The sequence below is a fragment of the Serratia plymuthica genome (genome assembly GCF_018336935.1).
GTDB classification, from domain to species: domain Bacteria; phylum Pseudomonadota; class Gammaproteobacteria; order Enterobacterales; family Enterobacteriaceae; genus Serratia; species Serratia plymuthica_B.
This window is the reverse complement of the sequence record NZ_CP068771.1, coordinates 1,467,914-1,490,161: the sequence shown is the minus strand read 5'-3', so window position 1 is coordinate 1,490,161 and position 22,248 is coordinate 1,467,914. Positions and strand designations below refer to the sequence as shown.

Sequence of the window (22,248 nt, the reverse complement as noted above, 5' to 3'; positions counted from 1 at the left end):
ACAATGTCAATAGCGTTAACTGCTTCAAACTTTGATGAACTGCCTCCTGCCGACAAAAGCCGATCCCTTGACGTGATAATCATTTGCTCTAGAGTGTAAATTCGTGAGCTGGCGGTCTTTTAACCACCCTGAGCTCATCTGCTACCTGCCTTTGGCGGGTGCGAATTCAGTTATTCATCTCACCTAAAATAGCGTTGCGAGGGATGTAAAAGCATGGAGACGGGTACTGTTAAATGGTTCAACAACGCCAAAGGGTTTGGTTTTATCTGTCCTGAAGGCGGCGGCGAAGACATATTCGCCCATTATTCAACGATTAAGATGGATGGGTACAGGACACTGAAAGCCGGCCAACAGGTCAGTTTTGACGTGCACCAAGGGCCAAAAGGGAACCATGCGAGTCTTATTGTGCCACTGGAAAGTGAGGCACTGGCCTAACGGGTGCAGAGCCTGCCTAACGCAGTCCGCTAAAAATGCCAGCCGCCGTACGACTGGCATTTTTTATTCTATCCCATGAATGTCGAGTTGCCGCCAATACCCTGCGGCTTGAATACGACGGAGTTAGATTATTACTCGCGCGCCAGCGCGTCAATCGGGTTAAGCCGGGCGGCATTGCGCGCGGGCAGATAGCCGAACGCCACGCCGATACCGGTGGAACACAAAAACGCGCTCAGCAACGCCGCCGGCGGGAAGCTTATCTGCCAACCCGGCAGCACCAGTTGCACCAGCAACCCGATGGCAAAGGACAGCATAATTCCCAAAGCGCCGCCAACCAGGCACACCAGCACCGCTTCAATCAGGAACTGCTGCAATACGTCGCCGGAGCGAGCGCCCACCGCCATACGGATACCAATCTCACGCGTACGCTCCGTCACCGACACCAGCATGATATTCATCACGCCAATCCCGCCGACCACCAGCGAAATCACCGCCACCAGCGTCAGGAACAGCTGTAGCGTGCGCGTGGTTTTCTCCGCCGTCTGCACCAAACTGTCCATGTTATAGGTGAAGAAGTCTTTCTTGCCATGGCGCAAAGTCAGCAAACGCGTCAGCTGCTGCTCCGCTTCCTGGCTATTGTAATTGTCGCGGATACGCACGGTGATCGAATCAAAATAGGCGTTGCCCATCAGCCGGTTGGCCATGGTGCTGTAAGGAACCCAAACGTTCAGCGTCTTGCTGCTGCCGAACATCGACTGCTTCTCCTTCGCCACCCCAACCACCGTCGCCGGCATGTTGCCCACCAGAATCACCTCACCCACCACATTCTTCTGATGCGGGAACAGCCGGCGCTGGGTGTTGGCGTCGATCACCACCGTTTGCGACTGCGACTGCACCTGGAACGGGTCAATGCCGCCGCCCTGGGTGAAGGTCATGCCGTAGACGCGGAAAAACTGCTCGCTGACCCCGGTCACATTGGCCGCCACATCGACGTTGCCCAGCCGCAATCGCATGCTGCTGGCGATATTAGGCGACAGTGCGCTGACATAGGGCTGCTCGCGCAACGCGTCGAGATCATCATACTTCAATGACTGGCGTAAGGTCGGATCGTCGTCGCCGAAGTCCTTGCCGGGATAAATGTCCACTGTATTGGTGCCGATGGATTTGATATCCGCCAACACCATCTGCTTGGCGGCGTCGCCGATCACCAGGATCGAAACCACCGAAGCGATGCCGATGATAATGCCCAACATGGTCAGCGCGGTGCGCATTTTATTCGCCGCCATCGCCCGCCAGGCCATCACCAGCGCCTCGCGAAAACGGCCGGTCGTCTGCTGCCAGGATGGCGCGGGTGCAACCAGTTCCAACGATTTGGCATTCGGATTGCCCTGCTGCGCCGGGCGTGAGTCGGCAATGATCTCGCCGTCGCGGATTTCAATGATCCGCTCGGCCTGCTGAGCGACAGCCGGATCGTGAGTAACGATAATCACCGTATGCCCCTGCGCTCGCAGTTGCTTGAGGATAGTCATTACCTCTTCGCCAGAATGGCTGTCGAGGGCGCCGGTCGGTTCATCCGCCAGGATCACCTGGCCGCCGTTCATCAACGCGCGCGCGATACTGACGCGCTGCTGCTGGCCGCCGGAAAGCTGGCTCGGCCGGTAGCCGACGCGTTCACTCAACCCAAGGCGCTGTAACAGGGCGACCGCCCGTTCACGCCGTGCCGCCTTGCCCAGCCCGGCGTAGACCGCCGGCACCTCAACGTTGTGCGCCGCGCTCAGATGAGGCAGCAGATGGTATCTCTGGAAGATAAAGCCAAAATGCTCACGCCGCAGCCGGGCCAACGCATCGCCATCCAGCGTCGCCACATCCTGGCCGGCCACCCGGTACACGCCGGCGCTGGGCTTGTCCAGACAGCCGAGAATATTCATCAACGTAGACTTGCCAGAGCCGGAGGCCCCCATAATGGCGACCATTTCACCGGCGTCGATGCTCAGGCTCACGTCTTTCAACACGTCCACCGTCTGATCGCCCGACTGATAGCTGCGGCGGATGCCACTCAGTTGCAACAGCGCCGCCATCAGTTGGCCTCCGCGCCGCCACGGCTGACAATCACGTCATCCCCGATGCTCAAGCCGCTCAGAATTTGTACGTCAATGTTATTACGCAGGCCGATGCTCACCTCGCGTTTCTCTTCCTTGCCCTGTTTCAATACCGCAACGTGGTAGCGGTTATCGGCGATTTGATCGCCCAGCGCTGCCAGAGGAATGACCTGCGCCTGGCTGACGCCCGCCAGTTGAATATGCACCTGCGCCGTCATCTGCAGCCGCAGCAACCCTTCGGGGTTCGGCACTTCGAAACGCGCATAGTAAAAGATGGCGTTGTTAACCTTTTCCGGCGTCGGCTGAATGTCTTTCAGCACGCCGTCAAAACGCCGGTTGGGATCGCCCAGCACGGTAAACCAGGCTTTCTGGCCCGGCTTGAGGTTGATAACGTCCGCTTCCGACACCTGCGCCTTCACCAGCATGGTGCTGAGATCCGCCAGCGTCAGAATGTTCGGTGCCTGTTGCGCCGCGATCACCGTCTGGCCTTGCAGCGTGGTGATCTGCACCACGTCTCCGTCCATCGGCGCTTCAATGCGGGTAAACGCCAGATTGATTTTAGCGGTATCCAGGCTGGCCTGGTTGCGGGCAATCTGCGCATTAATGGTGCCGACCTGCGCCTTCTTTACCGCCAGTTGCGTCGCCGCCTGATCCAGATCCTGGCGCGATACCGCTTGCAGCTTCGCCAGCGCCTGATTGCGCTGCAGCGTCACCGCCGCCAACCGCTGTTCAGCCTGGGCCTGTTGCAACTGAGCGTGCAATTCGCGCAGCGTCGCCTCGCCCTCGCGGATACTGTTCTGCGCCTGCTGCGGATCGATCACGCCAAGTAACTGGCCTTTTTTCACCTTATCGCCGATCTCAACACCCAGGCTTTCCAGCTGCCCGCTGACCTGTGCGCCAACGTCAACCTTGCGCACCGCGTCAAGCTGTCCGGTCGCCAGAACGTTTTGCTGCAGATCGCGCTTGGCTACCTTCACCGTTTTAAACTGGGTTGGCGCCGGGTGGCTGAAATGCCAGATCGCCAGCGCGGCGATAGCCACCACGACAATCAGTGCCATGCCCCAGCGTCGCTTACGCCCTTTGAACATCATTAATATCATCATCCTTTTGTTTTATATCACTTACTTCAAATATCCCAGAAAGCTTTTCCGACATCCTGTCCGGTTTGCATCCGCCAGTCATCATACCCATGGCAAGTAGAACAGGATTATAACCTGCGCTATTTATATCCGTATTAAGGCAGGATTAAGAGCCACCCCCGAAGGATAACTTACAGGAACAGATGAGGTTGTCTTCGGAATATCCTGCCGTTTAGCGGGTACCGCGTTGCGCAAGAAGGTCATTTTGGGCGGAGAAGAGGGTTACATTGCCGTACACAGTGCGGAGTAACTAAACCTTAGCTCAACACAATGTGGAGACACCTCTGGTTACAGTTGAGCATTGAACTCCCGTTTAGCGAAGGCTTGCTGAAATAGCCCCATTCAACACTGCCAAGGATTTCATCATGTCTCAGCTCAGCTATCCACTCGTATCTGCACGCCAGCTCAACGGTTGGCAACTGATGACGGCACTGATCAATGGCGATATGGCGCCAAGTAAAGCCTGGAAGAAAACCTCATTCCGCCTGAAGTTTATCGGCCGCTCGCTGTTTAACTGGCGCACTACCGGTGCCCTGCTGAATACGCTGGCGTCCAATCCCCTGCTGGATGAGATTCTGAGCGCTCAGCCCAATCTGCCCTGCAAGCTGCATCGCCCCTATCTGGCGGCAAACATGAGCAAGATCGAGTGCCTGTTCGCCCTGCGCGATCACTATGATCTCATCGCGCAGCGCATGCCGCTGAAAATGCAGATCGGTCACCTGAACAAACCCTTGGTGCTGGCCAGCATCACCGGCAAAAGCGGCGAACCGGTTTCGCTGGAACTGTCAGCCATCGACCATCTGAACAAAGAAGGGGAAACCACCCTGCTGCTGCGCAATGCCGCCGGCATTATGCTGGCGGAAATCACCTTTGCGCTGCTGCACTATCAGCAACAGCCGACGCTGTTCATCGGCGGTTTGCAGGGAGCCAACCACCAGGTGCCGCACGCGGAAATCCAGCTCGCCACCAAAGAATGTCACGGGCTGTTTCCGAAACGGCTGGTGCTGGAAGGCATTTGCGCGCTGGCGCATCATCTGGGCATTCGTCAAATAGTGGCGGTGGGCAATGCCACCCATATCTATCAAAACTGGCGTTATCACAGTAAAAAGAAAGATCAGCTGCACGCCGATTACGATCAGTTCTGGAGTTCAATGGGCGGCAAGATGCTCGACAGCGGTTACTTCCTGCTGCCGGAACGCATCACGCGCAAACCTATCGATGAGGTGGTCAGCAAGAAACGGGCAGAATACCGCCGCCGTTATCAATTTCTGGATGAACTGGAACAGGGAATGGCTGAACATTTCAGCCCCCCGACAAGATTGCCGGGAGCCTAATCCGCCCGGCCACGCGCCAGCCAGATCACGCGCGAGAACATTTTCTTCAGCAGCGGCGGTACAGAATCGGTGCCCCACTCGCCGGCCTGCATCGCTACTTCGATGGCCAGATCGGGTTTCGAAGAGTGATGCACCGCCTTCAGGATCACCTTGCGTATCGGCATCTGAGCATTGATCGGCACAGAGGCGACGCGGTGATAGACCGGGCTGAACCCTTCGCGGAACATAAAGTGCTCCATATCCGGCGCCGGCAGCGCGGTCAGGCGATCACGCTCGCTGTCGCCGTGGTTATCCAGCAAACTGCGCACGGTGTTGGCGTATTTCTTTCCGGCCTCGTCGCCGTCAACCAACGCATGCCATTCAATGCCCATGCGCCGGGCAAACCTCAACAGCGGCTTCAGGCCGCACTGGGCAAATTCAATCACCCGCACCCCTTCCGCCTCAAAGTGATAACCGCACTGGCGCGCCAGCTCACTCAACAACCAAACCTCGGTCTCGCCTTCCACCAGCAGCCAACAGCGGGCAAACAACGATGATGGCCGGTTAAAGCGAATATGAAAAGCAATGCGCCTCCCGTCCTCCTGCCCCAACCCACGCGGGCCGATACGATAGGTGGCAACCCGCCCCGACTCGCGCACCAACCGGCAAACGTGCTCGACCGGTACCAGCGACACCAGTTCGCTGGAATTGGTGGTGGTGATGCGTTGCAACGGCAGTTGGTTGAGTAATCCCCAGGCCACCGACAGCATGATCGGGTGCAGCCGGGTCTCCGGGTCCTCCACCAGCAGCAACGGCCGGGCGTGCGGGTCCAGCTTGACGTTGCCCTTGGCCTGTAGCAGCGTAGAAAACATGCCCAGTAAAATCAGCCGCATGCTGCGGCTGTTCGGTTCAGCGACCATCCGGTTGATGCTGTCCAGCGAGCGCCACGCCTGCTGATCCTGATCTTGATCCAGACGGTGGCTGCGCGGGCGCGCCACCTGCGATCCCTGCTCAGCGAAGTAGTGTTCCAGCAATTGCTGCATCGCCGCCAGCCCCTGCCGCAATTCGCCATTGGTCAGCTTTTGCGGATTGCGCACCAGTTCACGCGTCAGTTGATCCAACTGCTGGGCCAGCGCCTGATTATCGGCAGGGTGCTCGTCATTGAGCGTGCTGGGCCGCAGGCGACGAATAAAACGCGCATCGCGCAAACGCAATACCGGGTGAATACGGATAATGGCGTGCGCCAGCTGTTCAATGTGGTGCAGTTGCATCGCATTGCCCTCGGCGTCCAAAAAACTGCGCCAGGTGCACACCGTATCGTCATCGGCCAGTTCGCCTTCGCAACGATAATAAATACGGTTCAGGTTATCATCACCCTTGACCCATAGCGGCGACAAATGACGGTAACGGGGCAGATGGGCATGGCCGAGATCTTTCTCACAAAAGGTAAACACCACCTGCAAATGTCGCTCTTTGGCTGCCTCTTCGCCAGGAGGGAAATGGAAGTCATGCACTTCAAAACGGTATAACTGTTGCTCCGGCGCCAGCAGCAGGGTCAGCGCGTCGAGCAGGCTGGATTTACCCCAGGCGTTTTCACCGAGCAGCAGCGTGTTGTCATCCAGCATCAGGGACAACCGATTAATGCCGCGGAAACCTACAATCTCGATACGCTCTAAGAACATCTGCCGCCTCCCGTGCGTGCCGTCACCGTCTTCAATGAAGGTGACCTTCCCAGAGCATGGTCAAAAAACCCCTTGCAGGTCAAGCGGGCTGCATCAAATCTGCCGCTTTACTCCGGCCATGGTTTTGGTTAGCGTGTGGGCCTTGCCGGTCATCCGCGCACGGCACCCGAACAAACAAAGGACGTAAGCTTCTCCATGTATTCAGGACTGTTGATTATTCTGTTACCGCTGATTGCCGGTTACCTCATCCCCTTACGCAGCCGCACCTTACTCCAGGCCATCAATCGCCTGTTGAGCTGGATGGTTTACGTGATCCTTTTTTTTATGGGCATCAGCCTGGCGTTTCTGGAGGATCTGAGCAGCAACCTGTTGCTGATATTCCAGTATGCCTCGGTGTTTTTCCTGTGCATCTTGGCCGCCAGCTTGCTGACGCTGACGCTGCTGGAACGCAAAATGCCGTGGCGCAACAGCCATAAACAGGAACGACTGCCTTCACGCCTGCATATGGCGCTGGAATCGCTCAAGCTGTGTGGCGTGGTGCTCGGCGGCTTCCTGCTTGGCCTGACGCAATGGCAGTGGCTGCAGTTTGCCGGAAAGGGCAGTGAATACGCGTTGATTTTCCTGCTGCTGCTGGTAGGCATCCAACTGCGCAACAGCGGCATGACGCTGCGCCAAATCGTGATTAACCGACGCGGCATGATAGTGGCGGCGGTGGTGACGGTCAGCGCACTGGCCGGCGGCGCGCTGGCGGCACAGCTGCTGGGGCTGCCGATCAAGGCCGGGCTGGCGATGGCCTCCGGTTTCGGCTGGTACTCGCTTTCCGGTATTCTGATCACCGACGCCTATGGCCCGGTCCTGGGCAGCGCGGCCTTCTTTAACGACCTGGCGCGCGAGTTGGTGGCGATTATGCTGATCCCTACCCTGGTGCGCCGCAGCCGTTCCACGGCGCTGGGCCTGTGCGGAGCCACCTCGATGGACTTCACCCTGCCGGTGTTGCAACGCAGCGGCGGGCTGGAGATGGTGCCGCCGGCGATTGTGCACGGTTTCCTGCTGAGCCTGTTGGCGCCGGTGCTGATCGCCCTGTTCTCCTGATCTCTTTCGGGGGCTATGCCCCCGTAAAACGTAATAATTCCCATCCGCAGAGTAAAATTGCGTTAAATCAAACTTACCCGCAGTAACCTCACAAAAGCCTTTTTAAGCCCCGGTTGCCGATCTATGCTCATAAACAAGCATTAAAAATGCAACTTTAAAAAGGAAGCGATTATGTTCTGTGTGCAATGTGAACAAACCATCCGAACCCCGGCAGGCAACGGCTGCTCGTATGCTCAGGGTATGTGCGGCAAAACGGCGGAAACCTCCGATCTGCAAGATCTGCTGGTAGCGGCGTTGCAGGGGTTGTCCGCCTGGGCGTTGCAGGCTCGCTCGCTCGGGATTATCGATCAGCATATCGACAGCTTTGCCCCACGCGCCTTCTTCTCTACTCTGACCAACGTCAACTTCGACTCTGAACGCATCATCGGTTACGCGCGGGAAACCCTCCTGCTGCGCGACTCGCTGGCCACGCGCTGCCGGCTGCTGGATGCCGGCGCGCGCGTCGATCATCCTCTGGCCGGTTTGCAACTCGACGGCGACGACATGCCGGCGCTGTTGCAGCAAGCGGCACAGTTCGCCCTCGACACCGACAAAACCGAGGTGGGCGATGACGTTCACGGCCTGCGCATGTTGTGCCTGTACGGCCTGAAAGGCGCGGCGGCCTATATGGAACACGCCCACGTGCTGGGCCAGTTCGACGAGCAAATCTATGCCGATTACCACGCCTTTATGGCCTGGCTCGGCACCCAGCCGCGCGACGTGGACACCCTGCTGAACAACGCCATGGGCATCGGCAAAATGAACTTCAACGTGATGGCGATCCTCGATCGCGGTGAAACTCAGGCCTATGGCGATCCGATCCCCAGCGGCGTGAATGTGCGCCCGGTAGCGGGCAAAGCGATTCTGATCTCCGGTCACGATCTGAAAGATCTGCGCATGCTGCTGGAACAAACCGAGGGCCAGGGCGTTAACGTCTATACCCACGGTGAAATGCTGCCGGCGCACGGCTACCCGGAGCTGAAAAAATTCAAACATCTGGTCGGCAATTACGGCAGCGGCTGGCAGAACCAGCAAATCGAGTTCGCCAAATTCCCCGGCCCCATCCTGATGACCTCCAACTGCATTATCGATCCTAACGTCGGCAACTACGGCGATCGCATCTGGACGCGCAGCATCGTCGGCTGGCCAGGCGTTAACCATCTGGAAGGAGATGACTTCGCTCGCGTGATCGCCCAGGCGCAGGGCATGAGCGGTTTCCCTTATACCGAGATCGAACACATGATCACCGTCGGCTTTGGCCGCCAGACGCTGCTCAACGCCGCCGATACGGTGATCGATCTGGTGGCGCAGAAGAAACTGCGCCACGTGTTCCTGGTCGGCGGTTGTGACGGCAGCCGCGATGAGCGCAGCTATTTCACCGACTTCGCCCGCAGCGTGCCGCAAGATTGCCTGATCATGACGCTGGCCTGCGGCAAATACCGCTTCAACAAGCTGGACTTCGGCACGCTGGAAGGCCTGCCACGCCTGCTGGACGTCGGCCAGTGCAACGACGCCTATTCAGCCATCATGCTGGCGGTCAAACTTTCCGAGACGCTTGGCTGCACGGTCAACGAACTGCCTCTCAGCCTGGTGCTGTCGTGGTTTGAGCAAAAGGCGATCGTCATCCTGCTGACGCTGTTGTCGCTGGGGGTAAAAAACATCGTCACCGGCCCGACCGCTCCGGGCTTCCTGACCGACAACCTGATGGCGATCCTCTACGACAAGTTCGGCATGCGCCCGATCACCACCGTTGAGCAGGATCTGCAAGCCCTGCTCGGCTAATGCCGCTGCTTTTCGGGGCCGCGCCTATGCCGGCCCCTTTGCCTTTGAGGTGCTCTATGACCCAACCCAGCCCCCTGTGCCCCAATCGCATGCAGGTACACTCGGTCCGGCAGGAAACTGCCGATGTCTGGACGTTGAACCTGATCTGCGACGTTTTTTACCCTTATCAGGCCGGCCAGTTTGCGCTGGTCAGCATCCGCAATACGGAAGAAACGCTGCGCGCCTATACGCTCTCGTCCTCGCCCGGCCAAAGCCGCTTTCTCAGCATCAGCGTACGCTGCCTGCCGGACGGCGCGGGTTCGCGCTGGCTGACGCAGGAGGTCAAACCCGGCAACACCCTGTGGTTGTCCGATGCGCAGGGAGAATTCAGTTGCGAACGCCACCCGGCCGATCGATACCTGATGCTGGCGGCCGGCTGCGGCGTTACGCCGATTATCTCAATGTGCCGCTGGCTGGTAGTCAAGCGTCCGGCCTGCGATATTGCCGTGATCTTTAACGTACGCACCCCCGCCGATACGATTTTTGCCGAACAATGGCGCGAGTTGTGCGCTGCGCATCCGCAACTGCGGCTGACGCTGATGGCCGAACAGAATGCGCAACCGGGTTACCTCAGCGGGCGGATAACGTTAGAAATCTTGCGCCAGGCCATTCCGGATATTGCCAAACGTACGGTGATGACCTGTGGCCCAGCGCCTTATATGGCGCAGGCTGAGCAGCTTTGCCGCCAGCTTGGCGTACCGGCAACCCGCTTCCACAAAGAACAATTCCATACGCCGGCGGAAACGGACTCCGGGCAAAGCGAAGGGCTAAGGCTGCGCGTCGCCCGGCCGCTGCGCGAGTTCCGCGTGCCGGTCGGCAGCACGCTGCTGGCGGCGATGGAGGCCCACGCGCTGCCGGTTAACGCCGCCTGCCGCGCCGGGGTCTGCGGCTCGTGCAAAACCCGCATCCTCGACGGTGACTACACCACCACCAGCAGCATGACGCTCACCCCGGCCGAGATCGCCCAAGGGTATGTACTGGCGTGCAGTTGCCAATTGCAGGGCGACGTCACCCTCGCCTGACGGCCATAGCCCCATCTCGCCGATGGGGCATTTATCGGCAAGCGAGGTTTGAAGTCCCCTTCTACACTTTCCCGGTTCCGTGCGTTTTATTACGTCCATCTGAAAAAGACTTAACGATTCATACCCACTGAATTTCCAGTCGCAGCCCACAACGCTGTGGCTTGAAAGATGCGGGGGCCTTTTTACAACGCTTGGGGGAATTATGAAGCAAACCGTAGCCACACTGGTCGCCAAAACGCTTGAGCAGGCCGGCGTGAAACGCATTTGGGGCGTCACCGGCGATTCGCTCAACGGCCTTAGCGACAGCCTGCACCGCATGGGCACCATCGAATGGCTGGGCACACGCCACGAAGAGGTGGCCGCGTTCGCCGCCGGCGCAGAAGCCCAGCTTACCGGCCAGTTGGCGGTTTGCGCCGGCTCCTGCGGCCCGGGCAATCTGCATCTGATCAACGGCCTGTTCGACTGCCACCGCAACCACGTGCCGGTATTGGCGATTGCCGCGCATATTCCCTCCAGCGAAATCGGCAGCGGTTATTTCCAGGAAACCCACCCGCAAGAACTGTTCCGTGAATGCAGCCACTACTGTGAACTGGTCTCTAATCCGGAACAGCTGCCGCGGGTGCTGGAAATCGCCATGCGCAAAGCGATCCTCAATCGCGGCGTGTCGGTGATCGTGCTGCCGGGCGACGTGGCGCTGCGCATGGCGCCGGAAGACGCCAGCATGGTATGGCATACCCCGGCGCTGCCGCTGGTTCAGCCGCCGACGAGCGAACTGAACAAGCTGGCGGCCATACTGAATCAGGCGAAGAACATCACGCTGATGTGCGGCAGCGGCTGCGCCGGCTCGCATGACGAAGTCGTCAGGCTGGCCGAGCTGCTGCAAGCGCCGGTGGTGCATGCGCTACGCGGCAAAGAGCATATCGAATGGGACAACCCGTACAGCGTCGGCATGACCGGGTTGATCGGCTTTTCGTCCGGCTACCACGCGATGATGAACGCCGATACCCTGCTACTGCTCGGCACCCAGTTCCCCTACCGCGCGTTCTACCCGACCAACGCCAACATCATTCAGATCGACATCGACCCCGGCAGCATCGGTGCGCACTGCCCGGTCAATATGGCGCTGGTGGGCGATATCCACACCACCCTCACCGCCCTGCTGCCGCAGTTGAAGCCGAAGAGCGACCGCGCGTTTCTTGACAAGGCGCTGGAGCACTACCGCACTGCACGCAAGGATCTCGATGGATTGGCGACCGCCAATGACGATCAACCGATCCACCCGCAGTATCTGGCGCAGCAGATCGGCCAATACGCCAACGACGACGCCATTTTCACCTGCGACGTCGGCACACCGACGGTATGGGCTGCCCGCTACCTGAAAATGAACGGCAAACGCCGCTTGCTGGGTTCGTTCAACCACGGCTCGATGGCCAACGCCATGCCGCAGGCCATCGGCGCACAGGCCACCGAGCCGGGCAAGCAGGTGATCGCCCTGTGCGGCGACGGCGGTTTTACCATGCTGATGGGGGATTTCCTGTCGCTGATTCAGTTGAAATTGCCGGTCAAGATCGTGATCTTCAACAACAGCGTGCTGGGTTTTGTGGCCATGGAAATGAAGGCCGGCGGCTACCTGACCGACGGCACCGATCTGCACAACCCGGATTTTGCGGCGATGGCCAACGCCGCCGGCATCAAGGGCATTCGCGTCGAGAAGGCTTCGGATCTGGACGCTGCGCTGCAAGAGATGCTGGCGCACCCCGGCCCGGCGCTGCTGGACGTGGTGACCGCCAAACAGGAACTGGCAATGCCGCCGCAGATCAAATTCGAACAGGCCAAAGGCTTCAGCCTGTATATGTTGCGCGCCATTATCAACGGCCGTGGCGACGAAGTGGTCGAACTGGCGAAAACCAACTGGTTGCGTTAAATAACACCTCCCGGGTTCGGCGAGTGCTGTTCCCGGTATTTTTCTCTTTTGTCATAAAAGAATCCCGCTATGATGAAGGTCATATTCCCTTTCCCATCAGCCATCTCCAAGGTTAACTATGCTTATCGATTTACGCAGTGACACCGTGACCCGCCCTTGCACCGCCATGCGCCAAGCCATGGCGCAGGCCGAAGTGGGCGATGACGTCTATGGCGATGATCCCACGGTAAAGGCGCTGGAGGCGGAAGCGGTTCGTCTATCCGGCAAGGAAGCGGCGCTGTTTCTGCCGAGCGGCACCCAGGCCAACCTGGTGGCGCTGTTGAGCCACTGTCAGCGCGGCGACGAATATATTGTCGGCCAGCAGGCGCATAACTATAAATACGAGGCCGGCGGCGCAGCGGTGCTCGGCAGTATCCAGCCGCAGCCGATTGAGGCAAACCCGGACGGCACCCTGCCGCTGGACAAGGTAGCTGCGGCAATCAAACCCGATGACATTCACTTCGCCAGAACCCGCCTGCTGAGCCTGGAAAACACCATCAGCGGCCGCGTGCTGCCGCAGGAGTACCTGCAGCAGGCCTGGCGGTTCACCCGCGAGCATCAGTTGGCGCTGCACATCGACGGCGCGCGCATCTTCAATGCCGCCGTCGCGCTAAACCTGCCGCTGAAAGAGATTGTGCAGTACTGCGACACCTTCACCATCTGTCTGTCGAAAGGGCTGGGGGCACCGGTAGGTTCGCTGCTGTGCGGCAGTGAAACCTTTATTCAGCGCGCCGTGCGCTGGCGCAAAATGACCGGCGGCGGCCTGCGCCAGGTCGGTATTCTGGCGGCGGCAGGTTTGTATGCGCTGGAGCATAACGTCGAACGGCTGCGCGACGACCACGACAACGCCAAATGGCTGGAGCAGCAATTGCAGGGGATAGGCGTGGAGGTTGCCGAACCGGGCGCGCAGACCAACGTACTGTACCTGCGCCAATCGCCGGAACTGGCGGCAAAGCTGGGGCCGTGGATGCGAGAGCGTGGCGTGCTGATCAGCAGCGGGCCGCTGACGCGCATTCTGACCCATCTCGACGTCAGCCGTCAGGATCTGCAGCACGTCGTCGATTTATGGCGGGATTTCCTCCGGCAACATGCCTGAATCCCGGCCCGAACGGGGCGCCACTGCGCCCCGCCTTCAGATAATCCAGCGGCCGTAAACCCAGTACCAGATCCCCAGCGTCGCCACCAGGTTCACCACCACGCTGAGGATAAACCAGGTTTTGAACGGCTGTTTCTGGGTTTTATGGCGAAACAGCTGCTGTGCGACTATCGCGCCGATCCAGCCCCCCACCAGCCCAAACACCAGCAACGTGCTTTCCGGCACCCGTTGCCAGCCCTTGCGTGCGGCAAACTTATCCGCGCCGTACACCAGCAACGTCAGCAGGTTGGCCAACAACCACACCCCAATCGGATGCAGGAAAAACAGGCTGGCGATTAAAGCCAGGCCCAATAGGGCATAACAAACAGCATTCAGTTTCATATCATCCGTCTTATCGCAGGCAAACGGCGCGTAGTGTGACCCCGCCTCCCGGCAGATGCAACTCCCTCATAACCACACAAAAAGTGCATTTAAACGTCAGGTTTGGCATGCTGTCACCGACTTTCACTGCATAAGGCAGCGCTGATGACACCCCAACGCGTATTGGTTCTCGGAGCCAGCGGCTACATTGGCCAGAACCTGATCCCTCACCTGATCGACCAGGGACATACCATTACCGCCGCCGCACGCCGCCTGGAATGGCTGCAGGAACAGAACTGGCCGCAGGTCGACTGCCGCTATGTCGACGTTTACCGTCCGGAAACCCTGGCCGCCGCGCTGTGGGATATAGATGCCGTTTATTATCTGATCCACGGCATGGGCGATGGCGATGACTTTATTGAAAAGGAACGCCAGGCCGCGGAAAACCTGCGTGACGCGCTGCGCAGTTCCGCCGTCAAACAGGTGATTTTTCTGGGTGCATTGCAACCGGCGGGCGACAGTTCGCCGCACCTGGCGGCGCGCAAGCTGACCGGGGAAATCCTGCGCCAAAGCGGTATCCCGGTCACCGAATTGCGCGCCGGCATTATCGTCGGCCCAGGTTCGGCGGCGTTCGAAGTGATGCGCGATATGGTCTACAACCTGCCGGTGTTGACGCCGCCGCGTTGGGTGCGCTCTAAATCTTCGCCGGTGGCGCTGGAAAACCTGCTGGTGTATCTGACCGATCTGCTGGCGCACCCGGAGGAAGAAAACCGCATTTTTGACGTCGCCGGCCCGGAATACATCAGCTACCAGACGATGTTTGAGCGCTTCATCCGCATCAGCGGCAAGAAGCGCTGGCTGATCCCGATCCCCCTGCCCACGCGCTTTATTTCAGTGTGGTTCGTCAGCCTGATCACTTCTGTGCCCACCCCCATCGCCAGCGCGCTGATTCAGGGCCTGAACCACGATCTGCCCGCCGACGGCAAACCGTTGCAGGCGCTGATCCCGCAAACATTGCAGACTTTCGATGAAGCGGTGCGCGAAACCCTGCGCCGCGAGAAGGACGTGGTCGATTCTGCCGACTGGGGCTACGATCCGGAGGCACGGGCGCGCTGGCGGCCGGGCTACGGTTTCTATCCCAAGCAGGCCGGCTACACGCTGGAAACCCAGGCGTCCAGCCAGGCGTTGTGGCACATGGTGCAGCAACTGGGCGGCAAAGAGGGGTATTTCTATGCCAATCTCCTGTGGCAGATCCGCGCCCGCATGGACGATATGATCGGCAATCGCGTGGTGTATGGCCGCCCGCCGCGCGATACGCTGGCGGTGGGCGATCTGATCGACGGCTGGAAAGTGATCACCCTCAAACCACAGCGCCAATTGGCGCTCTTGTTCGGCATGAAAGCGCCCGGCCTGGGCCGTTTAACCTTCACGGTCAAAGATCACGGCGATCGCCGCAGTCTCGACGTGCGCGCCTGGTGGCACCCCGCCGGTTTCAGCGGGTTGCTGTACTGGTTCGCCATGATGCCCGCCCACCTGTTCATTTTTCGCGGCATGGCGCAACGTATTGCGAAGCTGGCCGAAGAGCACGAACGCAATCGGCCGTAACCCGCAACACAACCTGATGCTCATTTGTCGATCAACCGCACAGTTTGCTGCTGCGGTTAGGCCCTTTCCGATTGCATAGCGCACGAAATCACGAAAGAATGGCATCTTATTTGCTGGGGTGCCGCTGACGGTCTTCAGCATTCTGATTTTTGGTGAGAATAGAGTTCGTTATGAAGGTATTGGTCACCGGTGCAACCAGTGGGTTAGGCCGTAACGCCGTTGAATATCTCCGCCGCCAGGGCATAAAAGTACGCGCCACCGGCCGTAATCAGGCCATGGGCAGTTTGCTGGAAAAAATGGGCGCGGAATTCATTCATGCCGATCTCACCAACCTGATCTCGTCGCAGGCCAAAGCGATGCTGGCCGAGGTGGACGTGCTATGGCACTGCTCCAGTTTTACCTCCCCCTGGGGCACCGAAGAGGCGTTCGAACTGGCCAACGTGCGCGCCACCCGTCGCCTGGGCGAATGGGCGGCGGCCTATGGCGTTTCGCAGTTTGTCCATATCTCTTCACCTGCGATTTACTTCGATTACCATCACCATCGCAACATTACCGAAGATTTCCGGCCGGCGCGCTATGCCAACGAGTTTGCGCGCAGCAAGGCCGCCGGCGAGCAGGTGATCCAGCAACTGGCGCTGTCCAACCCGCAGACCCACTTCACCATCCTGCGCCCGCAGGGGCTGTTTGGCCCTCACGACAAAGTGATGCTGCCGCGCCTGCTGCAGATGATTAAGCATTATGGCAACCTGCTGCTGCCGCGCGGCGGTGAAGCGCTGGTGGATATGACCTATCTGGAAAACGCGGTACACGCCATGTGGCTGGCGACCCAGAAGGAGGATACGCCGTCCGGGCGCGCCTACAACATCACCAACCAGCAGGCGCGCCCGCTACGCAGCGTGGTACAGCAGTTGATCGACGAGCTGGGCATGAAATGCCGGATCCGCTCGGTGCCCTACCCGATGCTGGATATGATGGCGCGCGGCATGGAGAAGCTCGGCAGTAAAAGCGAGAAAGAACCGGTGCTCACCCATTATGGCGTCGCCAAGCTCAATTTTGATCTGACGCTGGATACCACCCGCGCGCAACAGGAACTGAATTATCAGCCGATTGTTTCGCTGGATGAAGGCATTACCCGCACCGCCCGCTGGCTGAAAGAGCACGGCAAGCTGTACGGCCTGTAATCAACGCGCCGCACCGTACTTCTGCAGCAACGCATCGACAATCGCTTCGCTTTCAGCATCCGGCTCACCGCGAAAATCGCTGGGCCGGAAGTGCATCTGGAACGCCGCCAACAGGTTTCGCTGCTGCCGCGCATCCCACTGCGCATCGACGCCATAACCGTAACGCGCCAGTTTTTCCAGCAGTGGCGCCAACGGCACCGCCGCATGGCGGTCACGCCCCGCCAATCGCCTTTGCACCTCGGCCGCGTCCGGCCAGGCGCCGATCCCCGCCTCCGCCAGTTGCTGCCAGGGAAAGAGCGGGCCGGGGTCTTGCTTGCGCTGCGGCGCAATATCGCTGTGCCCTACCACGTCGGTCGGCTGAATGCCGTAACGCTGAATGATATCCCGGCTTAGCGGGATCAACAGCGCGATTTGCTCGGGTGGATACGGCTGCCAATGGGTAAACAGCATGCGGCGGCTGAACCCGCGATTGACGATCTCAATGCCTATCGAGGTGTCATTGAGGCTGGTACGACCGCGCCAATAGCTGGCCCCGGCGTGCCATGCGCGCAACGCTTCCGGCACCAGTTGAAAAGCAACCGGTTTGCCCTGTTCCCGCAGCGGATGCGCCGGCAGCAGGTAATGCGCACTGACGTGCTCATCCGTCAGCGTTTTTAACGAAGAGTGAAAATCTTCCGCGGTGTAGTGCATCACCAGAAAACGGATCCGCTGGTCGGCGCCTTGCGCCTGATGCAGGGTTTCAAGGTGGTAACCGCCGCGATCGACGGTGGTGCCCTGCGGTGCGGTTTGGCAGCCGGCAAGCAGCGTGGCGGCAATGATCCCTGGCCAAATTTTCACGTATCCCTCCCTCTGGGTCAGATCCCCAAATTTGTAACTCAGGTTGATTAACTTGTATCCAATAAGCAAGTTAATCAATAAATGATGACAGACCCGCCAGATGTGCAAGCGAGTATTGCTCAGCACTGGCAGCCCGCCCGACAGGTGTTAGCCTCATCATATTACCTGTGCTGAAATAAGCGAATAAACCATGCGCAAATCGAACTGTTTAACCGGGTTGATCTGTCTCGCTCTGCTGCCGCTCAGCGGTTGCGATCAGAAAAGTGTCGCCGCCGTAATGGGCGTAACTCAACCCGTCGCTGCACCGGCCTATACGCCGCCAAGCGCCGATCAGCTTTATCAGCTGGTTAGTCCGGTAGCCCTGTTTCCCGACAAGCTGCTGGCCCAGGTGTTGGCCGGAGCGGGTTATCCCGATCAAATCAGCGCCGCAGACAATTGGCTGGCGCAGAACCGCAACCTGCCGCCGGCGGCGCTCGCCACGGCCGCAGACACCCAACCCTGGGATCCCAGCGTTCGCAGTCTGGTGCAATTCCCCGACGTGCTGGACCAGATGGCAACAAACCTCCCCTGGACCAGCGCTCTGGGCGACGCTTACGTCAACGATCCCACCGACGTCATGAACGCTATCCAGGTGATGCGCCAACGCGCGGCGAACAAAGGTACGCTGAAGAACTCGCCCCAGCAGCGGGTGGTGATTGCACCGCGCACGCTCCAGCAGCCTTATCAGCAAAGCGTGATCGCCGAGCCCGATCGGGTGATTGTGATTGAACCCAGCCAGCCGGACGTGGTTTATGTACCGCGTTACGATCCCTGGGAGGCCTACGGCGAAGCCGTGCCGATTTACCCCGGCTATCACGACCAACCGGCCTCCCGCTACAGCAGCGGGGACATGCTGGCAGCCGGCGTTATCAGCTTTGGCGTCGGCATCGCGGTCGGTGCCTTGATCAATCAGCATAACGATGGCTGGCATAACTGGGATGTGCATTGGGGCGACCGGCGTCAACCGGTGATTTACAACAATGCGCCTTATATATCGCGATCCACCACTGTGATTAACCGCGTCACCAATATCAATCAGTACAATAATGTGAACCGCACCAATACCCTGAATAACTATAATACGCGGGTGAATCAGGCGCCGCATTTCGCTCCGACCGCGCCGGCAACCGGGCACCCGGCGCCGAATTTTGCCACCATGGCAAAACCGCACTTTGCCCCCCAGCAGGCAGGCAATGCTCATCCGCCGACAGGTATGCCGGCCTTCACCCATTCGGCGCCTCCGGCCCCCCGCCCGGTAACGCAGCCCACCGTCGTCCATCAGCCGATGAGCACGCCAAACTTTAACCATTCTGCCCCTGCGGTAATGCCGCAACATCCGCACACGGCCCTCCCAACGTTACATCAGGCGGATAACCGGGCAACGCATCAGCCTGCGCCATTGGCAGCGGCTCCTCATCCGGCCTACGCGCCTTCACCGACGGTCAGGCCGGTAAATCACGCTATTGCGCCGCCGGTAATGAATCGACCAACGCCGATGCCACAGCATCAACCGCAGGAGCAACACCCCATTCCCGCGGCAAAACCACAGGAACAGCATCTGATACCCGCAGCAAAACCGCAGGAGCAACACCCCATTCCCGCGGCAAAACCGCAGGAACATCATCTGATACCTGCGGCAAAACCGCAGGAACATCGCCTGCTGAAGCCTGAAGAACACAAGGCGGGATAAATAGACTGCGCCCCGACGGTTGCCGGGGCGTTTCATAAAATGGGGGGTTAGCGGCTTACTTTCACCGCGGTGCCGCTGACGGTCACCATCAGCATGCTGCTGTCTTTACCCACGGTTTCGTAGTCGATATCAATGCCGACCACCGCGTTGGCACCCAACTCTTTCGCCTGTTCTTCCAGCTCCTGGAAAGCGATCAAGCGGGCTTTGCGCAGCTCTTTCTCGTAGGCGCCGGAGCGGCCGCCGACGATATCGCGCACGCCGGCGAAGAAATCACGAAAAATATTGGCACCGAGGATCGCCTCGCCGGTGACGACACCGCAGTATTCGGTAATGGTAAACCCTTCCAGGGTCGGGGTGGTTGAAAGCTGCATCAGAACTCCTTGTTTGATTGATTCATCGCATTTATCTGACCACCAATTTGGAATTATGTTCTGTTATGAAATGGCACGCAGTACGAATGCAAGGCCTGAAATCGCATTTATACTGTAGGCTAATGGTCTTCATGGTAGAGACTTTCACATAAGGTAATGAGATGAAAACAAAAACGATTGCGGCTGTTTTTCCCTTAGCGCTGTTATTGAGTGCCTGTACCACCGTCGAGCCGGCATTCAAGGATATCGGCACCCGTACCGGCGGTTGTGTGGAAGGCGGCCCGGATACGGTTGCACAGAAATTTTACGATCTGCGTCTGCAACAAGGCCCCGCAGCTTCACTGCCAGACAGCAACCGTCTGGCACAATTGCAACCTTACCTGAGTAAGGTGCTATACCAGGATCTGGTCACCGCCAACCAAAACCCGGGCAAGCATCAGATAACCGGCGATCTGTTCTCCGGCAATGCCCAGGGGGCGACCAGCGCCTCCGTTGCCAGCGCGTCTACCATTCCTAACGCCGATGCGAAAAATATCCCGCTGCGCGTTCAGTTGAGCCACCAAAAAGACGGCGGCAGCGCAGTCAACTGGCAAGATGAAGTGCTGATGGTGCGTGAAGGCACCTGTTGGGTGGTGGATGATATCCGCTACCTGAACGTACCGCCGCACGCCGCCAGCGGCACATTGCGGCAGGTGCTGGAAAACCAGTAACCCCCCCGCCACCGGCGCTCTTCGGCGCCGGTGGCCAAATGCCTTGATTGCGCTCAACGTTTGCTCAACTTAAGAAATTTCGCTACATACCTCACAGCATGCACGACAAATCCCCCCTTCGAACCTGAGTCGCGGTATCTTGTGCTATTCTTTTACTATTCTGCCGCGCAGTAATAAATTTTAACGCACAAAGATTGCATAAGTATTCTGTGGAAGTTAACATTCGCGGCATCAATATCTATTCAATTCTGGCGCATGAGCATTCAACTTAACGGTATCAACTGCTATTACGGCGTACATCAGGCGCTGTTTGACATCACGCTGGATTGCCCAGCAGGGGAAACTTTGGTGCTGCTTGGTCCAAGCGGCGCCGGGAAAAGCTCATTGCTGCGGGTGTTGAACCTGCTGGAAATGCCGCGTTCGGGCCAATTGCAGATCGCCGGCAACCAATTCGATTTCAAACAGGCTCCGGGCGAAAAAGCCATTCGCGAGCTGCGCCAGAACGTTGGCATGGTGTTCCAGCAATACAACCTCTGGCCACACCTCACCGTGGTGCAGAACCTGATCGAGGCGCCATGTCGCGTGCTGTGCCTGTCCAAGGCGCAGGCGATGGAGCGCGCGGACAAGCTGCTGAAGCGTTTGCGCCTGACCGACTTTGCCGATCGCTTCCCGCTGCACCTTTCCGGCGGCCAGCAACAGCGCGTGGCGATTGCCCGGGCGTTGATGATGGAGCCACAGGTACTGCTGTTCGATGAACCGACCGCCGCGCTGGATCCTGAAATTACCGCCCAGATCGTCAGCATCATTCGCGAATTGGCCGGCACCGGGATCACCCAGGTGATTGTGACCCACGAAGTGGAAGTGGCGCGCAAGACCGCCAGCCGCGTGGTGTACATGGAAAACGGTCGCGTGGTGGAACAGGGCGATGCCAGCCATTTTGCGCAACCGCAGACCACCGAGTTTGCCAATTACTTATCACACTAATAATTTTACTTGCTGTAATTTGGGGAGTTTGCGATGAAAAAACTAATAATCGCCGCCGTTCTGGCCGGCATCAGCGTTTCCGCTTCCGCAGCCGAAACGATCCGTTTCGCTACCGAAGCCTCATATCCTCCATTTGAATTTATTGACGCCGGCAACAAGATCCAGGGCTTTGACGTCGATCTGGCCAACGCGCTGTGTAAAGAGATCCAGGCCGAATGTACCTTCACCAATCAGGCCTTCGACAGCCTGATCCCGAGCCTGAAGTTCAAGCGCTTCGACGCGGTCATGGCCGGTATGGACATCACGCCTGAGCGTGAAAAACAGGTGCTGTTCACCAAGCCGTACTACGATAACTCCGCCCTGTTTGTCGCGCAGAAAGGCAAAGTGGCCGACGTTGCGGCGCTGAAAGGCAAAAAAGTGGGCGTGCAAAATGGCACCACCCATCAAAAATACCTGACCGACAAACACCCGGAAATCACCACCGTGCCTTATGACAGCTATCAGAATGCCATTCTGGATCTGAAAAATGGCCGCGTTGACGCGGTATTCGGCGACACTGCGGTGGTCAACGAATGGCTGAAACAGAACGCAGCGCTGGCGGTAGTAGGCGACAAAGTAACGGACAAAGACTACTTCGGCACCGGCCTGGGTATTGCCGTGCGTCAGAAAAATACCGAGTTGCAGGGCAAATTCAATGCGGCTCTGGACAAGATCAAGCAGGATGGGACTTACGAAACCATCTACAAAAAATGGTTCCAGCAGTAATCAAC

The 22,248-nt window shown here is 58.7% G+C and carries 19 protein-coding genes; 13 read left to right on the top strand and 6 right to left on the bottom strand.

The genetic code is table 11. From position 1 onward, the window contains the following. Nucleotides 1-213: 213 nt before the first annotated feature. A complete protein-coding gene (gene cspD, locus JK621_RS07075; protein WP_004942590.1) occupies nucleotides 214-435 on the top strand; it encodes a cold shock-like protein CspD in 222 nt (73 codons plus the stop codon). Between the two features lie 131 nt (nucleotides 436-566). Here cspD and macB read toward each other — a convergent pair whose 3' ends face one another. Together macB and macA are read right to left on the bottom strand one after the other, a co-directional pair. Beyond that, nucleotides 567-2,513: a macrolide ABC transporter ATP-binding protein/permease MacB gene (gene macB / locus JK621_RS07070; protein WP_212559202.1), complete on the bottom strand. Its 1,947-nt coding sequence runs from the start codon at nucleotides 2,511-2,513 to the stop codon at nucleotides 567-569. Next, nucleotides 2,513-3,625, bottom strand: a complete 1,113-nt coding sequence (gene macA / locus JK621_RS07065) for a macrolide transporter subunit MacA (protein WP_212559201.1) — start codon at nucleotides 3,623-3,625, stop codon at nucleotides 2,513-2,515. The genes macB and macA overlap by 1 nt, the downstream gene beginning before the upstream one ends. A gap of 413 nt (nucleotides 3,626-4,038) precedes the next feature. On the opposite strand from macA, the gene JK621_RS07060 reads away from it, so the two are divergent. Next, nucleotides 4,039-5,007 (top strand): VirK/YbjX family protein, encoded by a 969-nt coding sequence (locus JK621_RS07060; RefSeq protein WP_212559200.1) that lies wholly within the window; start codon nucleotides 4,039-4,041, stop codon nucleotides 5,005-5,007. Here JK621_RS07060 and JK621_RS07055 read toward each other — a convergent pair. Beyond that, the gene (locus tag JK621_RS07055) at nucleotides 5,004-6,668 is read right to left on the bottom strand and encodes an ATP-dependent endonuclease (RefSeq protein ID WP_212559199.1); all 1,665 of its coding nucleotides are present in this window, start codon (nucleotides 6,666-6,668) and stop codon (nucleotides 5,004-5,006) included. The two genes, JK621_RS07060 and JK621_RS07055, sit on opposite strands and share 4 nt — an antisense overlap. 195 nt (nucleotides 6,669-6,863) lie before the next feature. Between JK621_RS07055 and JK621_RS07050 the strand changes: the two genes are divergently transcribed. From JK621_RS07050 to ltaE, 5 genes are all read left to right on the top strand, one after another. Further along, nucleotides 6,864-7,760, top strand: coding sequence for a lysine exporter LysO family protein (locus JK621_RS07050; protein WP_212559198.1), 897 nt, complete (start codon nucleotides 6,864-6,866; stop codon nucleotides 7,758-7,760). A 171-nt stretch (nucleotides 7,761-7,931) separates the two neighbouring features. Then, nucleotides 7,932-9,581 (top strand): hydroxylamine reductase, encoded by a 1,650-nt coding sequence (hcp, locus tag JK621_RS07045; RefSeq protein WP_212559197.1) that lies wholly within the window; start codon nucleotides 7,932-7,934, stop codon nucleotides 9,579-9,581. A 56-nt stretch (nucleotides 9,582-9,637) separates the two neighbouring features. After that, nucleotides 9,638-10,642, top strand: coding sequence for an NADH oxidoreductase (hcr, locus tag JK621_RS07040; RefSeq protein WP_212559196.1), 1,005 nt, complete (start codon nucleotides 9,638-9,640; stop codon nucleotides 10,640-10,642). Nucleotides 10,643-10,844: 202 nt separating this feature from the next. Continuing rightward, nucleotides 10,845-12,566 carry a ubiquinone-dependent pyruvate dehydrogenase gene (gene poxB / locus JK621_RS07035; RefSeq protein ID WP_212559195.1) on the top strand — a complete coding sequence of 574 codons (1,722 nt, stop codon included), beginning with the start codon at nucleotides 10,845-10,847 and terminating at the stop codon, nucleotides 12,564-12,566. 118 nt (nucleotides 12,567-12,684) lie between these two features. Further along, entirely contained in the window at nucleotides 12,685-13,701 is a 1,017-nt protein-coding gene (gene ltaE, locus JK621_RS07030; RefSeq protein ID WP_212559194.1) for a low-specificity L-threonine aldolase, read from the top strand. 36 nt (nucleotides 13,702-13,737) lie between these two features. Here ltaE and JK621_RS07025 read toward each other — a convergent pair whose 3' ends face one another. After that, complete coding sequence (locus tag JK621_RS07025) at nucleotides 13,738-14,082, bottom strand: DUF1294 domain-containing protein (protein WP_212559193.1); 345 nt, start codon at nucleotides 14,080-14,082, stop codon at nucleotides 13,738-13,740. Nucleotides 14,083-14,226: 144 nt separating this feature from the next. On the opposite strand from JK621_RS07025, the gene JK621_RS07020 reads away from it, so the two are divergent. After that, entirely contained in the window at nucleotides 14,227-15,666 is a 1,440-nt protein-coding gene (locus tag JK621_RS07020; RefSeq protein ID WP_212559192.1) for a DUF2867 domain-containing protein, read from the top strand. 170 nt (nucleotides 15,667-15,836) lie between these two features. Next, nucleotides 15,837-16,847, top strand: coding sequence for an NAD-dependent epimerase/dehydratase family protein (locus JK621_RS07015; protein WP_212559191.1), 1,011 nt, complete (start codon nucleotides 15,837-15,839; stop codon nucleotides 16,845-16,847). Here the strand turns inward: JK621_RS07015 and JK621_RS07010 are convergent, their stop codons facing one another. Then, complete coding sequence (locus JK621_RS07010; protein WP_212559190.1) at nucleotides 16,848-17,684, bottom strand: N-acetylmuramoyl-L-alanine amidase; 837 nt, start codon at nucleotides 17,682-17,684, stop codon at nucleotides 16,848-16,850. Nucleotides 17,685-17,874: 190 nt separating this feature from the next. Between JK621_RS07010 and JK621_RS07005 the strand changes: the two genes are divergently transcribed. Continuing rightward, entirely contained in the window at nucleotides 17,875-19,413 is a 1,539-nt protein-coding gene (locus JK621_RS07005) for a DUF3300 domain-containing protein (RefSeq protein ID WP_212559189.1), read from the top strand. A gap of 47 nt (nucleotides 19,414-19,460) precedes the next feature. Here JK621_RS07005 and JK621_RS07000 read toward each other — a convergent pair whose 3' ends face one another. Continuing rightward, a complete protein-coding gene (locus JK621_RS07000) occupies nucleotides 19,461-19,784 on the bottom strand; it encodes a heavy metal-binding domain-containing protein (RefSeq protein ID WP_004942542.1) in 324 nt (107 codons plus the stop codon). A 161-nt stretch (nucleotides 19,785-19,945) separates the two neighbouring features. Between JK621_RS07000 and JK621_RS06995 the strand changes: the two genes are divergently transcribed. The 3 genes from JK621_RS06995 (at nucleotide 19,946) to artJ (ending at nucleotide 22,243) form a co-directional block, all read left to right on the top strand. Next, nucleotides 19,946-20,494, top strand: coding sequence for a lipoprotein (locus JK621_RS06995; RefSeq protein WP_212559188.1), 549 nt, complete (start codon nucleotides 19,946-19,948; stop codon nucleotides 20,492-20,494). A 255-nt stretch (nucleotides 20,495-20,749) separates the two neighbouring features. After that, nucleotides 20,750-21,478 carry an arginine ABC transporter ATP-binding protein ArtP gene (artP, locus tag JK621_RS06990; protein WP_126481551.1) on the top strand — a complete coding sequence of 243 codons (729 nt, stop codon included), beginning with the start codon at nucleotides 20,750-20,752 and terminating at the stop codon, nucleotides 21,476-21,478. Between the two features lie 33 nt (nucleotides 21,479-21,511). Then, nucleotides 21,512-22,243: an arginine ABC transporter substrate-binding protein gene (gene artJ, locus JK621_RS06985; protein ID WP_212559187.1), complete on the top strand. Its 732-nt coding sequence runs from the start codon at nucleotides 21,512-21,514 to the stop codon at nucleotides 22,241-22,243. The last annotated feature ends 5 nt before the right edge of the window (nucleotides 22,244-22,248 follow it).

Bases quoted from the DNA above. Each gene is read 5' to 3' on its own strand.
- ltaE (WP_212559194.1), top strand. From the start codon at position 12,685: ATGCTTATCGATTTACGCAGTGACACCGTGACCCGCCCTTGCACCGCC.
- JK621_RS07000 (WP_004942542.1), bottom strand. From the start codon at position 19,784: ATGCAGCTTTCAACCACCCCGACCCTGGAAGGGTTTACCATTACCGAA.
- JK621_RS06995 (WP_212559188.1), top strand. From the start codon at position 19,946: ATGAAAACAAAAACGATTGCGGCTGTTTTTCCCTTAGCGCTGTTATTG.
- hcp (WP_212559197.1), top strand. From the start codon at position 7,932: ATGTTCTGTGTGCAATGTGAACAAACCATCCGAACCCCGGCAGGCAAC.
- JK621_RS07005 (WP_212559189.1), top strand. From the start codon at position 17,875: ATGCGCAAATCGAACTGTTTAACCGGGTTGATCTGTCTCGCTCTGCTG.
- JK621_RS07015 (WP_212559191.1), top strand. From the start codon at position 15,837: ATGAAGGTATTGGTCACCGGTGCAACCAGTGGGTTAGGCCGTAACGCC.
- JK621_RS07020 (WP_212559192.1), top strand. From the start codon at position 14,227: ATGACACCCCAACGCGTATTGGTTCTCGGAGCCAGCGGCTACATTGGC.
- artJ (WP_212559187.1), top strand. From the start codon at position 21,512: ATGAAAAAACTAATAATCGCCGCCGTTCTGGCCGGCATCAGCGTTTCC.
- macB (WP_212559202.1), bottom strand. From the start codon at position 2,513: ATGGCGGCGCTGTTGCAACTGAGTGGCATCCGCCGCAGCTATCAGTCG.
- hcr (WP_212559196.1), top strand. From the start codon at position 9,638: ATGACCCAACCCAGCCCCCTGTGCCCCAATCGCATGCAGGTACACTCG.
- JK621_RS07055 (WP_212559199.1), bottom strand. From the start codon at position 6,668: ATGTTCTTAGAGCGTATCGAGATTGTAGGTTTCCGCGGCATTAATCGG.
- artP (WP_126481551.1), top strand. From the start codon at position 20,750: ATGAGCATTCAACTTAACGGTATCAACTGCTATTACGGCGTACATCAG.
- macA (WP_212559201.1), bottom strand. From the start codon at position 3,625: ATGATGTTCAAAGGGCGTAAGCGACGCTGGGGCATGGCACTGATTGTC.
- JK621_RS07025 (WP_212559193.1), bottom strand. From the start codon at position 14,082: ATGAAACTGAATGCTGTTTGTTATGCCCTATTGGGCCTGGCTTTAATC.
- cspD (WP_004942590.1), top strand. From the start codon at position 214: ATGGAGACGGGTACTGTTAAATGGTTCAACAACGCCAAAGGGTTTGGT.
- poxB (WP_212559195.1), top strand. From the start codon at position 10,845: ATGAAGCAAACCGTAGCCACACTGGTCGCCAAAACGCTTGAGCAGGCC.
- JK621_RS07060 (WP_212559200.1), top strand. From the start codon at position 4,039: ATGTCTCAGCTCAGCTATCCACTCGTATCTGCACGCCAGCTCAACGGT.
- JK621_RS07050 (WP_212559198.1), top strand. From the start codon at position 6,864: ATGTATTCAGGACTGTTGATTATTCTGTTACCGCTGATTGCCGGTTAC.